The organism is Buttiauxella cochleicola, from assembly GCF_021282435.1.
Taxonomy (GTDB): domain Bacteria; phylum Pseudomonadota; class Gammaproteobacteria; order Enterobacterales; family Enterobacteriaceae; genus Buttiauxella; species Buttiauxella massiliensis.
In genome coordinates this window covers 711387-723550 of sequence record NZ_JAJSOT010000001.1, presented here as the reverse complement: position 1 = coordinate 723550, position 12164 = coordinate 711387, and the positions used below count along the sequence as shown (strand labels likewise).

General features: G+C 52.0%; 11 protein-coding genes. 3 read left to right on the top strand and 8 right to left on the bottom strand.

The genetic code is table 11. The features are described 5' to 3' along the window. Positions 1 to 2: 2 nt before the first annotated feature. From LVQ77_RS03270 to LVQ77_RS03250, 5 genes are all read right to left on the bottom strand, one after another. Positions 3 to 1034, bottom strand: coding sequence for an ABC transporter substrate-binding protein (locus tag LVQ77_RS03270; protein WP_232903662.1), 1032 nt, complete (start codon positions 1032 to 1034; stop codon positions 3 to 5). A 9-nt stretch (positions 1035 to 1043) separates the two neighbouring features. Further along, positions 1044 to 2372, bottom strand: coding sequence for an MFS transporter family glucose-6-phosphate receptor UhpC (gene uhpC / locus LVQ77_RS03265; RefSeq protein ID WP_232864482.1), 1329 nt, complete (start codon positions 2370 to 2372; stop codon positions 1044 to 1046). A gap of 87 nt (positions 2373 to 2459) precedes the next feature. Beyond that, positions 2460 to 4001 carry an MASE1 domain-containing sensor histidine kinase gene (locus LVQ77_RS03260; RefSeq protein ID WP_232903661.1) on the bottom strand — a complete coding sequence of 514 codons (1542 nt, stop codon included), beginning with the start codon at positions 3999 to 4001 and terminating at the stop codon, positions 2460 to 2462. Continuing rightward, positions 4002 to 4631 carry a response regulator transcription factor gene (locus tag LVQ77_RS03255; protein ID WP_232864484.1) on the bottom strand — a complete coding sequence of 210 codons (630 nt, stop codon included), beginning with the start codon at positions 4629 to 4631 and terminating at the stop codon, positions 4002 to 4004. Positions 4632 to 5341: 710 nt separating this feature from the next. Continuing rightward, positions 5342 to 6199 carry a LysR substrate-binding domain-containing protein gene (locus LVQ77_RS03250; protein ID WP_232903660.1) on the bottom strand — a complete coding sequence of 286 codons (858 nt, stop codon included), beginning with the start codon at positions 6197 to 6199 and terminating at the stop codon, positions 5342 to 5344. Between the two features lie 120 nt (positions 6200 to 6319). Here LVQ77_RS03250 and LVQ77_RS03245 point away from each other — a divergent pair, with 120 nt between their 5' ends. The 3 genes from LVQ77_RS03245 (at position 6320) to LVQ77_RS03235 (ending at position 10140) form a co-directional block, all read left to right on the top strand. Beyond that, complete coding sequence (locus tag LVQ77_RS03245) at positions 6320 to 7489, top strand: pyridoxal phosphate-dependent aminotransferase (RefSeq protein WP_232903659.1); 1170 nt, start codon at positions 6320 to 6322, stop codon at positions 7487 to 7489. A 12-nt stretch (positions 7490 to 7501) separates the two neighbouring features. Continuing rightward, positions 7502 to 8278: a transporter substrate-binding domain-containing protein gene (locus LVQ77_RS03240; protein ID WP_232864487.1), complete on the top strand. Its 777-nt coding sequence runs from the start codon at positions 7502 to 7504 to the stop codon at positions 8276 to 8278. Positions 8279 to 8484: 206 nt separating this feature from the next. Beyond that, on the top strand, positions 8485 to 10140 hold the full coding sequence (locus LVQ77_RS03235; RefSeq protein WP_232864519.1) for a glucan biosynthesis protein D: 1656 nt from the start codon (positions 8485 to 8487) through the stop codon (positions 10138 to 10140). Between the two features lie 73 nt (positions 10141 to 10213). On the opposite strand, the gene LVQ77_RS03230 is transcribed toward LVQ77_RS03235, so the two are convergent. From LVQ77_RS03230 to hpxO, 3 genes are all read right to left on the bottom strand, one after another. Next, positions 10214 to 10576, bottom strand: coding sequence for a type II toxin-antitoxin system HicB family antitoxin (locus LVQ77_RS03230; RefSeq protein ID WP_151993365.1), 363 nt, complete (start codon positions 10574 to 10576; stop codon positions 10214 to 10216). After that, complete coding sequence (locus LVQ77_RS03225; protein WP_232864488.1) at positions 10573 to 10848, bottom strand: type II toxin-antitoxin system HicA family toxin; 276 nt, start codon at positions 10846 to 10848, stop codon at positions 10573 to 10575. Before LVQ77_RS03225 ends, LVQ77_RS03230 begins: the two co-directional genes overlap by 4 nt. Before the next feature lie 114 nt (positions 10849 to 10962). Next, a complete protein-coding gene (hpxO, locus tag LVQ77_RS03220) occupies positions 10963 to 12120 on the bottom strand; it encodes an FAD-dependent urate hydroxylase HpxO (protein WP_232903658.1) in 1158 nt (385 codons plus the stop codon). Between the last annotated feature and the right edge of the window lie 44 nt (positions 12121 to 12164).

The window sequence follows — 12164 nt, the reverse complement described above, 5'->3', positions numbered from 1 at the left end:
GGTTAGTCACCCATTTTTACTTCGCTAACCCATTTGTTGATCAATGCTTTGCGCATGTCAGTCGCGCCGTATTTGTCCATGTCATAGTTGATGAGCTTCAGGTCATCAAGCTTGAGCGACAACGGTGAGCTTTCGGCGGTGGTGTTGGTCAGAATTTGATAAGACTTGCCTTTTTTCCAGGAGAGTTCCTGCGCTTCTTTCGACAGCACCCAATCAACAAACAGTTTGGCGTTGTCCATATTGCGCGCGCCTTTCAGGATGCTGACGCCGCCGATTTCATAGCCAGTGCCTTCGCATGGGGAAATCAATTCCAGCGGTGCGCCATTCTCTTTTTCAAGCGAATAATCGTGCAGGAAGCCAATGCCAATCGCCGTTTCGCCACGCGCGGCGTTACGCGCCGGAGCAATACCAGATTTGGTGTACTGAGAGATGTTACCGTTGAGTTTTTTCAGGTAATCGAATGCCTGATCTTCGCCCCACAGTTGGGCGAACGTTGCCAGCGCGGTATAAGCGGTGCCCGAGCTTTGCGGGTCAGCAACCTGGATTTCGCCTTTATAAATTGGGTTGGTCAGATCTTTCCAGCATTTCGGCACCGGCAGGTTCTTCTCTTTCAGGCGCTGGGTGTTAACGCCAAAACCGAGAATGCCGATATACACTGCTGAGGAGTAGTTGCCTTTGCGTTTAGCCGGGTCCTGGAATTTTGGCATGATTTGCGCGAGGTTTGCCGATTTGTACGGCTCCAGAAGATCCATTTCTCCTGCCTGCGATTGCGGGTCTAGCGTACCGCCATACCAGACATCAGCCTGCGGGTTTTTCTTCTCGGCATCGACTTTCGCTAATGTGCTGCCCGAGCCGTTGCGGATAAACGAGGTTTTGACATCGTATTTTTCACCGAACGCTTTGGTTTCGGTTTCACACATTTCGTTGGTAGCGCTGCAATACACGACTAAGCGGCCTTTGGCCTGCGCGGCACCTGACAGGGTAGCCAACGCAACACCCGCAGCAACCAGAGAAGAGAGCACGGTCAGTTTCATATTATTATCCTAAGTGTCCTGAGGTAAGGTAACTGCCGGATCCATGGCACCAACACTCCTGTCCTGCGCGCTGATGCCCGCCATTAACAGGGGCATCAGCAAAAATCCAATCAATGCGGCGGCAACGGTGAGCAGCGCGAACATCCCGGACCAGCCATAACGCTCAATCACCTGTGACAACGGCCATCCAGCCAGGGCAGCACCTAAATAGGCGAACAAACCCAGAAACCCGGTAACGCTGCCTGCTGCCTGTTTATGGCTGCACTCCACGGCGGCGAGGCCAATCAGCATCTGCGGGCCAAAAACAAAAAAGCCGATGGCAAAAAAGCAGACTGCTAATAATGCGTAGTGGTGCACTGGCGATAACCAAAGTGCGGCAACCGAAACAAACAGCCCCAGCGCAAAGAGTAAAATCATAGGCCCGCGCTGGCCGCGAAACAGTAAATCTGAACCCCACCCGGCAAACAGTGCGCCCAGTAACCCGCCCATTTCGAACAGCATGACCGTGGCGTTGGCGCTGAGTAAATTCACGCCGTGGCTTTCATAAAGCCAGATGTTGCCCCAGTCGTTCAATGCGATACGAATCAGGTACACCAGCACATAACTTACGCCGAGTAGCCAGATCATCGGGTTTTGCAGCACCGAGCTGCGAAACATCTGCCACTGCGGCATTGGCGGACTGAGCTGTTCCTGGCGCATTTCCAGCGGGTCATGTCGCCAGACGCCAACCGCCGGTAACCCCATCTCTTGCGGTGTGCCAGTTAGGCTTCGGCACAGCCAAATCCCTATGACGATGCCAATAGTCCCTGAGACGAATAACGATGCCTGCCAGCCGAACCACAGCGCCATCAGCGCGGAAATCAGCGGAACGGCAGCACCACCAAGGTTAATGGAGGTATTCCAACATCCCCACCAGAAACCGCGTTCGTTGCGCGAATACCAGTGCGTTAGCAACCTTGCGCACGGCGGCCATCCCCAGCCCTGGAAGAACCCGTTGAGCGTCCAGATAATCAGCAACATCGGCAGATTAGTGCCGAAGGCAAAAAGAATGTTCAGTACCCCGGTTGCCAGTAATCCCGCGCCCATAAACCAGCGTGCGCCCCGGCGGTCGTGCCACAATCCTGCGACAAATTTCGACAAGCCGTAGGAGAGGTAAAAAAGCGTGCCCAGCAGGCCGATATCACTTTTGCTTAAATCCAGATCGAGCTGCATCGCCGGAAGGACAAAACTGACGCTTTTGCGTGTCAGGTAAAATGCGGCGTATCCCACGACCATCGACAGCAGCAAACGTGGACGCCAGTAACGATAATCACGGCCGATTGTTTGCTCGGAAATCATCTGATTCCTCCCGGTTGAAATGACTATAGAAAACGCGGATGCAAAGGGGATGAGACAAGGTTTTAGCCGACCAGGAATAATTCCTGGTTATCCCTGAGTTTGTTGGAAAAGTGTGGGCAGGTTAACAATTACGCGTGTGCCGGACTGGCTTTCGAGTTGCAAATCTCCGCCTAAAGCGCGGATTCGTTCGGCAATCCCTTGTAATCCATGGCCGGTGTGAGTGCTGCCGCTAAAGCCGATACCATCGTCTTTGACTTCAAGGCGCACACCGTGGGGTTGCTGAGTTAACGCGATCTCAACCTTGTGTGCGTCAGCGTGTTTGCAAATGTTATTGAGCAACTCCTGCACCAGACGATAGAGCGTAAACACCACCGGGTCGCTGGCGGGCTGGCCAGGTAAATCATAATGTAAACGGCAGGTGATACCGCGTTCGTCAAAGGCGAACTCCTGAATCAGATGATGAAGCGCTTTATCGAGGGAAATTTCGTCCAGTACCGGCGGGCGAAGCTGGCGCAATAAGTGGCGGGTCGAGTGGTGGATTCGTTGGGCAAGCTGGTTGATTTGCTCGGCGGCGAGTACCGTCGCATCACCGCTGGCAGTGCGCTTAACCAGCATCGACTGGATTTGAATCGCAGTAATATTCTGGCCAATTTCATCGTGCAGTTCCCGCGCCAGATCTTTGCGCGTGTCCTCTTCGGTGTGCACCAGTTGTTCCATCAACTCGCGGCGCGCCTGTAACTCAACTTCCAGCCGTTGGCGGTAACGATGAAGGTTATTTGCCAGATGCTGCTGGCGACTGATGGCAATCCCGAGACCAATGCCCAACAGTGCCTGGGTTGAGAGAAAAAGCTCCATCTCCATCAAGCCGTTAAAGCCGCTGCCAATTTGCCGGGCAATGGTAATCATCATGCTGCCAAGGAGTGCTGCCAGAACGCCGCCTTGCCAGCCAAATTTGTAGGCCATGACTACGTTTGGCAGGAAAACCACAATCAGCAACAAACGCTCGATTTCCGGCGACACCACCATTTGCGCGCCTACACCGATGATGAAAAACAGGCTGCACCAGATCAGCAACGACGTGCGTAGCGGGGGATTGGGTGTTTCTTGTGCCAGCAGGCTTTCCAGATGCTGTTGACGCAGATATTCATAAATCAAATAGACGAACGGCGTCAGCACCACACCACCAGTAAACGCTGCCAGAAGTGTTTGTGAAGCGGAACTCGACAGAAATGGTGTCAGCACCAGGGTGTGTAGTAGCGCATCGCCAGTAATTGCCGCCATCAGCAGCGAAAGCCGCTGCCAGTACAGCGTAAAACGGTGCCAGTAGTGCTGAACTAATAGCGCAGGAATGGCGCTAAGTAGTGGGGAAAGCAACATGACGGGTTCTGTCATTAACTGTTGTAGCCAAAGCCAAATAAGCAGCCCGATCACCGGAATAAAAAGGGCTGGCCAATAGCGGCGATGTAGCAAAATCAATAATGCGAGATGGACGCCCTGCGGTAGCAGTAATGTAGCCTGCTGGCCGTTATCGGTGAGGTAAAAACTTATCGTCCACAGGGCAAGCCAGGTCAGCCCCCAGGCAAAGACGATAAACAGCGATAACAGCAGATGACGCCACGCACGAGACATTTAGTGCCCGGTTAACAGTTGGTGTTCAAGGGCAAAATGCACCAGTTCGATGGTGCTTTCACATTGCAGCTTGCCGAGGATGTTAGCGCGATGCACATGCACTGTTTTGTGGCTAAGGTTGAGCTGTTCGGCAATGTGCTTCACGCTTTCGCCTTTGATCAGCAAGTCGAAAACTTCGTGCTCGCGTGGAGTGAGAACTTCCAGCACTTTGGCTGGTTGCCCTGCGTGGCGTAACGCTCGTAATGCATCCGCACATAAATAATGGCCGCCCATACCAACGGAACGAACCGCCTGTACTAACTCCTCCGGGCCGCAGCGTTTGGTGAGATAACCGCTGGCACCGGCATCCAGCGCACTTTGCACAAATGCGGTTGTGTCATAAATGCTCAGAATGATGGCGCGGAAACCGGGGCGTTGTTGGCGCAGGCGTTTGAGCAGGCTTAGACCGTTTTCGTCCGGCATCGCCACGTCGAGCACGGCTACATCGGGCTGATTTTTTATCAGCGCGGGCCAGGCCTCGGCGGCAGAGCTGTACTGCCCGACGATTTCGATATCGGTTTCGAGGCTAAGTAACTGTGCAAAACCGGAGCGCACCACAACATGGTCATCAACTAAAGCAACGGCAATCATCGTTCTGCTCATCAGAAGGGAGTCTGGCGACATCATGAGGGTGAATGGATTCTGCGCAATGGGGATGTTGGGATTATGTTACGGGGGTAACAGAAATGGGGGCGTAGGCTTATGGCTTATGGTGGATCGAGATTTTCCGTTCACCCGAAAGTTCACCGTTCCTACATGGATCAGCGAACGGTGAACGTGCCAGGTGGATAACGACATCCCCCTGGCGACCCCGTCGCCCGGTGATTAAATTGCCGCTTCGCGGTAAACCCCAGTTTATCCCCAACGTTCAGGGTCGTTCGCGACTCGCTCCCGGCGGATCGCTCACTGGCGCCGTTCCCGACGGCGCCACCCTGCCTTATGGGGAACACTGGGGCAATTTATACCGGGAACAAGGTCAAAACCGGGTCGGTGCTGTCTTTCGGTTTTGAAGTTGACCTTTGGTTCCGGCTTCAATCGCGCCGTTTTTTACCCTTCAGTCGGGGTCACGTGGCCGGGAGCCACGTGAGAGAGCGATCGTCGGGAACGAGTCGCGAACGACCGCGAATGTTGGGTGAAAAATGGTGTTTACCGCTTGCGGCGATTGATTTGCCGGGCGCCAGGATTGTCAAGGAGAGGGCGTTCTCTCCTTGACACGTTCACCGTGCACTGGACTACAAGAGAAAGGAGAGCTTACAGGTGAACGGAAAAAAGCAGGACTGGCAGATCCAGCTTACCACCCACTAACTTACCGCCAACAACCCCCGCTTAAATGCCTCAAGCCCCGCATGGCTTTCCTCCCCCGGCCGCAATGCCAGGCAATAACATGCCCCTGTCTTCACGCTTTCCGCAAACGGCTGTACCAACCGTCTACGGTGCAAATCCTCCGCGACTAACGTGGCATCGGCAATGGCAATGCCAAAACCCTGAATCGCCGCGCTGATGGCTAAGTCCATGGTGTCGAAGTGTTGATTTTTATTCATAGCAGGCGGGTTAGAGACATTCTGCTCAAACCATAACGACCAGTCGGTGCGGTCGCGTGTTGGGTGCAGGAAGGTGTAGCGGCTCAAATCTTCTGGCGTTAATTCTCCGTCCGGCAACAAGTGCTGGCTGATGACCGGTGTGAGTCTTTCTTCAAACAGCAATGTGCCGTTCGCGGAAGGCTTACCAAAAATAATCGCTGCATCAAAAGGTTCATTTTTGAAATTCACGCCGTGTTCAACAGTGGTGGTTAACGCAACCTGAATCTCAGGTGATGCAATTTCCAGTTGCACAAGTTTCGGCACTAGCCAGCGCATGGCGCAGGTCGGGGCTTTCAGGCGGATAACACTGGATTTGTGGCAGGCATTACTGGCGACATTCAGCAAGTGCTCAAAAGATTGCTGTAATTCCGGCAACAGCGTAGAGCCTTGCGGTGTGAGATGCAGCCCGCGAGCATGACGATCGAAGAGGGCATAGCCGAGCCATTCCTCAAGCGTGGAGATTTTGCGGCTGACGGCACCTTGTGTCAGACAGAGTTCTTTTGCCGCGCGAGTCAGATTCAGATGTTTGGCTGTCACCAGGAAAGCATCAACAGTATTAAGAGGGAAGTTGCGCCGCATTCGATTGCTCTCCGCTGAGCTATGAGTTTTTTGCATGGCTATTATGACAACAATTCGGTTGTGGTAGCAACCTGTTGCATATTGAATAGTTATGCAAATCGCGTTTTCACATGAGAGGCCATGACTATGCAAACCCCGGTGCAATTTCGTTCAAAATTACCGGATGTTGGAACCACCATCTTTACTGTTATCGGCCAACTCTCGGCGCAACATAACGCCATTAATCTTTCGCAGGGCGCACCAAACTTTTCGCCAGATCCGAAATTAATCGCCGGTGTCACCAAAGCGATGCAGGACAACCATAACCAATATGCATCGATGACCGGTTTCAGGCCGTTAAAAACCCTGATTGCAGAAAAGGTCGCCACGCTATACGGCTCGAATTATGACGTAGACGATGAAATCTTAATTACCGCCAGCGCCAGCGAAGGGCTGTATTCGGCGATTAGCGGGTTAGTGCATCCTGGCGATGAAGTCATTTATTTCGAGCCATCTTTTGATAGCTACGCGCCCATTGTTCGCCTGCAAGGTGCAACACCAGTAGCGTTGAAACTGGCGTTGCCAGATTTCACCGTCAACTGGGATGAAGTGCGCGCGGCTATTACGCCTCGTACCCGTATGATCATTGTTAACACACCGCACAACCCAAGCGGGCAGGTGTTTAGCGCACAAGACCTGGAAATGTTGGCGGAGCTTACGCGTAATACCGACATCATTATTTTGTCCGATGAAGTCTACGAACACATCGTGTTTGATGGTGAGCGCCATCACGGCATGGCAACACATCCGGCGCTGGCCGAGCGTAGCGTGATTGTTTCGTCATTCGGCAAAACCTTCCACGTGACCGGTTGGCGTGTGGGCTATTGCCTGGCTCCGGCAGAATTAATGACTGAAATCTGCAAAGTGCATCAGTTTTTGATGTTCTCAGCCGATACTCCTATGCAATATGCTTTTGCTGAATATATGGCGAACCCAGATACCTACCTGTCGCTGGCGGAGTTTTACCAACGCAAACGCGATTTAATGCAGACATTGTTGGCTGAGTCTCCGTTTAAATTGCTGCCAAGTGCCGGGTCTTTCTTCCTGCTGGCGAAATTCGATCATTTCACTGATGAATCAGACAGCGAATTAGTAAAACGTTTAATTACTCAATATGGCGTGGCGACCATTCCGCTCTCCGCGTTTTATACCGACGGAACAGACAACAAGTTGATTCGTTTGTCATTTGCAAAAGATGAAGCTACGTTACGTGCGGGTGCTCAAGCACTTTGCCAGGTTAAGCCACGCTGATACGAGGTCATAATGAAAAAAGTTTATGCGTTAAGTTTGTTGGTTGGGATGTGTGCGTCATTCTCGGCATTCGCAGCAACCGAACTGCGTTACGGCGTGGAAGCGGAGTACCCACCGTTTGAAAGCCGTAACTCGGCGGGCGAGCTGGAAGGGTTTGATATCGATTTAGGCAACGCGATCTGTAAAGCGGCGAGCCTGAAATGTTCATGGGTTGAAACGTCGTTTGATGCGCTGATTCCAGGGCTAATGGCGAAGAAATTCGATGCGATTAACTCCGCAATGAATATCACCGAGCAGCGTCGTAAAAGCATCGACTTTACCCAGCCAATTTACCGCATTCCATCACAATTGGTCGGCAAGGCCGACAGCGGTATGGAAGCAACGCCTGCCGGGCTGAAAGGTAAAACTATCGGTGTTTTGCAAGGTTCCATTCAGGAAACTTATGCGAAAGAACACTGGGAAAAAGAAGGTGTAACAGTGGTTTCCTATAAAGACCAAAATATGGCGTGGGGCGATTTGCTCAATGGCCGTATCGATGCGTCTTTGGTGATGTCAGCAGCAGGTCAGGCAGGCTTCTTAAGCAAGCCGCAGGGCAAAGGTTTTGGCTTTATCGGCAAGCCGGTGAGCGACGATACGATTCTGGGCAGTGGTATTGGTTACGGATTGCGTAAAGGCGATGAAGCGACCAAAAAACAGCTTGATGCCGCTATCGATAAAGTACGTGCTGATGGCACGATTACGACTCTTGCGAAGAAATATTTCCCGGGTATTGATGTCGCCGTGAAGTAACCGCTTTATTCGTCCAACGGCTCACTTTGTGGGCCGTTTTTTCATCGAATTCTCATGTACATGAAAAAAATGCCGGACGCTTCGTAAAGGTCTGTGTCTGCGATTGGTTTTTCAGTGATTTTTGTCTAGAGTGTGCGGTCTGGAATTTGCCGCTGTGCTGCCCGAGCGGAGCGAAATACATCGACATGAAGGACAATCTTTCAGGCATGAACCGCAGACGTTTTATCAAAGCCTCAATGGCTCTCGCCGCAGTCAGCGGCACGACCTCAATTGCCACGCTTTTCTCGCGCGCAGCTTATGCGGGTGAGTCTGAAATTGCCGATGGTCGCACCACCGCATTCGATTTCTCCGTGCTCCAGTCAATGGCCCATGATTTGTCGAAGAAACCATGGGTTGGCAAACCGCGTCCGTTGCCGGACACACTGGCAAACTTAACCCCACAGGCCTACAACGCGATTCAGTATGATGCTGAACACTCGCTGTGGAACAACATCGAAAACCGCCAACTTGACGTGCAGTTCTTCCACGTTGGTATGGGCTTCCGCCGCCGTGTACGCATGTTCTCCGTAGATTCAGCAAGCCATCAGGCACGTGAAATTCACTTCCGCCCTGAGCTGTTCAACTATAACGACGCAGGTGTTGATACCAAACAACTCGAAGGCCAGATTGATCTTGGCTTTGCCGGGTTTAAAGCATTTAAAGCACCAGAACTGGCGCGCCGCGATGTGGTTTCCTTCCTCGGTGCGAGCTATTTCCGTGCGGTCGATAATACATACCAATATGGGCTTTCTGCTCGAGGCCTCGCGGTAAACACCTATACCGATCAGTTGGAAGAGTTCCCGGACTTCACCTCTTTCTGGTTTGAAACCGCGAAAGCAGGCGATACGAAGTTTGTGGTCTACGCATTGTTAGATAGCGCAAGCGTCACCGGGGCGTACAAATTCACTATCAGCTGTGAAGCTGAGCGCGTGGTGATGGATGTCGATAATCACCTGTATGCCCGTGAAGATATTAAGCAATTGGGCATCGCACCGATGACCAGTATGTTTGCCTGCGGCACTAATGAACGTCGTATGTGCGACACCATTCACCCACAAATTCATGACTCCGACCGCCTGGCAATGTGGCGTGGCAACGGCGAGTGGGTGACACGCCCGTTGAATAACCCGCAGAAATTACAGTTCAACGCTTATCTCGATAACAACCCGAAAGGCTTCGGTTTGCTGCAACTCGACCACGAGTTTGCCAATTACCAGGACATCATGGGCTGGTATAACAAGCGTCCAAGTCTGTGGGTTGAGCCGCTGAATAAGTGGGGTAAAGGCGCGATTGGTCTGATGGAGATCCCGACTACAGGGGAAACGCTCGATAATATCGTCTGCTTCTGGCAGCCGGAGAAACCGGTGAAAGCCGGTGATGAGCTGGAATTCAAATACCGTCTGTACTGGAGCGGTTTGCCGCCGATTCAGTCGCCGTTGGCGCGTGTTTACGCGACCCGCACCGGTATGGGCAGCTTCCCGGAAGGTTGGGCACCTGGCGAACACTTCCCGGAAAAATGGTCGCGCCGTTTCGCCATTGATTTCATCGGTGGGGATTTGAAAGCTGCGGCACCGAAAGGTATCGAGCCGGTTATCACGCTGTCTAACGGCGAAGCGCGACAAATTGAAATTCTGTATGTTGAGCCATTCGACGGCTATCGTATTTTGTTTGACTGGTATCCAACGGACGACTCAACTGCGCCGGTCGATATGCGCATGTTCCTGCGTTGCCAGGGCGATGCCATCAGTGAAACCTGGCTGTATCATTACTTCCCGCCAGCACCGGATAAACGTAAATACGTTGATGACCGGATCATGAAGTAACAGCTTAAGCCCCGTAACAAATACGGGGCTTTATCTTTTGTAGGTCGGATAAGTGCAGCGTCATCCTACAAATTCACTTTAGTTTCATCTGCTTGCTGAGCATTTCAACAATATAGCTATTTACCGACATGCGCTGTTCGGCGGCGGCTATCGCCAGGCGTTCGCCAAATGACTCGGGGTAGCGCAGAGTAAAGGTTTTGATCTTCTCTTCGCGCTCATACGGCTCAATGCCGCTTTCTTTGCAATCCGCAAGATACGCTTTCAGCGAAATCTCACCTTCCTGCATCAAGCCCTTAGCGCTATCTGCCACAAAATCGCAGTAGCCTGAAAGCCCAAGAAATTTGCCGCGAAATAGGCTGATTTCAGGAACCCAGGTGATTAACGCCGGTTGCCCGCAAATCACCATTGTGTTTGGAATTGAATGTGAATCCGTCATGGTGTTACTCCAATACTTTCAAACCATTCTCGTAAATTGACGATGGCACCTTTGTCAGTGTCAGGCGATGGGTGGGGGCGGTGAAAACGTGCAATGCTACCTTTTAGCAGGAAGCGCACTCTCGAACCGTTTCCGTTACTGACTTCGCCACCCAGCGCGAGTATCAACATCTCCACATCTTGCCATTTGACGCTCGTTGACGTGGGTTTGCTGAAAATCTGCTTTAACGTGCCTTGATGTTTATTTCTGAGGTAATCCTTGCCATAGCCCATGAACCCTTCCGTGAAGTCAATTTATGAAGTCATGCTAGCATATAAAAAAATGACGTCAATTTCTGACGTCATTTCTGGAACATCCTTCAGGATTTGAGTGAAATTTTGTGCAACTTATTCCAGCGGCCCACCGAGAATCGTTTCGCGCATGCCCGACAATACGCGCTCGCCGGTTTCGCTTTTTAGTTCTTCATACCAGCTATGAGTGATGTTCATATCTTTACCATGGGTCACATCGCAGCGTTTGCGCGCCTTGAGCACCAGGTCTTTTACGCGATACGCGCGCTTCTCCTGATAGCGTAGCAGAGCATCCTCTACGCCTAGCGAGTTGGTTTGCAGCGCGACGGCCAGTACCACTGCGTCTTCCATGGCAGCGCATCCGCCCTGGCCGATGTCCGGCGTGGTGCTGTGGCCTGAGTCACCAAGCAGTGCAACTCGCCCGCGAACCAATTGCATAAATGGCTCAATATCATGAATTTCTATGCGATTGGTCGTGTCGGGGTTAATTGTGGAAATCAGTTTTTGCACCGGCTCTGCCCATCCAGAAAAATAACGGGTTAAATCGGCTTTTACCGTGCTGCGATCTTCCGGCAGTCCTTTTTCTAATGGCACATCAAAGAAGAAGTAAAAACGATTGCCCGCAACAGGCATCAGCGACACGCGTTTGCCTTCGCCGACAAATGTCGTCCACTGGTTGGCAGGTGCAATAGATTCATCAATATCGACCAGACCATTCCAGTTAACGTAACCGGCATAACGGCGCTCTGTCTGGTGGCCGAGCACATAAGGGCGGATCACGGAATGCGTACCGTCGGCGGCAATCAAAACGTCGCCCTCGGCAACATGACCATCTTCAAAATAAGCCCGCACGCCGCCATCGAACTCTTCGATACGCGCCACGCGCTTGCCAAACTGAATATCTGCACGCCCATAAGTATCAATCAGCATATCTTGCAATTCAGCACGGGCCACCGGATAGGGGCGCTCGCCAACACTTTGAATTAAAGGATCGAGACTAAAGCGCGTCAGGGTTTGGCCGTGGACAAATTCTTTATAGGCCATAAATTCCATAGGCCCACCCAATTGCTGGAGCTGCTCTTTCATGCCGAGCCAGTTGAGGCACTTCACGCCATTTGGCCAAATCGAAATCGCCGCACCAACCGGTTTGATTTCTTTGACCGCTTCATAGACTTCCGTTGTAATGCCACATCTTTTCAGGGCAATTGCCGCCGAGAGTCCACCAATGCCGCCGCCAATTATGATCGCTTTCATCTAAGTCTCCTTTGGGTTACAAAGATGTTAAGCAATATCTATAC

Coding starts and splice junctions, on each gene's coding strand:
- LVQ77_RS03270 (WP_232903662.1), bottom strand. CDS start 1,034: ATGAAACTGACCGTGCTCTCTTCTCTGGTTGCTGCGGGTGTTGCGTTG.
- uhpC (WP_232864482.1), bottom strand. CDS start 2,372: ATGATTTCCGAGCAAACAATCGGCCGTGATTATCGTTACTGGCGTCCA.
- LVQ77_RS03260 (WP_232903661.1), bottom strand. CDS start 4,001: ATGTCTCGTGCGTGGCGTCATCTGCTGTTATCGCTGTTTATCGTCTTT.
- LVQ77_RS03255 (WP_232864484.1), bottom strand. CDS start 4,631: ATGATTGCCGTTGCTTTAGTTGATGACCATGTTGTGGTGCGCTCCGGT.
- LVQ77_RS03250 (WP_232903660.1), bottom strand. CDS start 6,199: ATGCGGCGCAACTTCCCTCTTAATACTGTTGATGCTTTCCTGGTGACA.
- LVQ77_RS03245 (WP_232903659.1), top strand. CDS start 6,320: ATGACTATGCAAACCCCGGTGCAATTTCGTTCAAAATTACCGGATGTT.
- LVQ77_RS03240 (WP_232864487.1), top strand. CDS start 7,502: ATGAAAAAAGTTTATGCGTTAAGTTTGTTGGTTGGGATGTGTGCGTCA.
- LVQ77_RS03235 (WP_232864519.1), top strand. CDS start 8,485: ATGAACCGCAGACGTTTTATCAAAGCCTCAATGGCTCTCGCCGCAGTC.
- LVQ77_RS03230 (WP_151993365.1), bottom strand. CDS start 10,576: ATGACGGATTCACATTCAATTCCAAACACAATGGTGATTTGCGGGCAA.
- LVQ77_RS03225 (WP_232864488.1), bottom strand. CDS start 10,848: ATGGGCTATGGCAAGGATTACCTCAGAAATAAACATCAAGGCACGTTA.
- hpxO (WP_232903658.1), bottom strand. CDS start 12,120: ATGAAAGCGATCATAATTGGCGGCGGCATTGGTGGACTCTCGGCGGCA.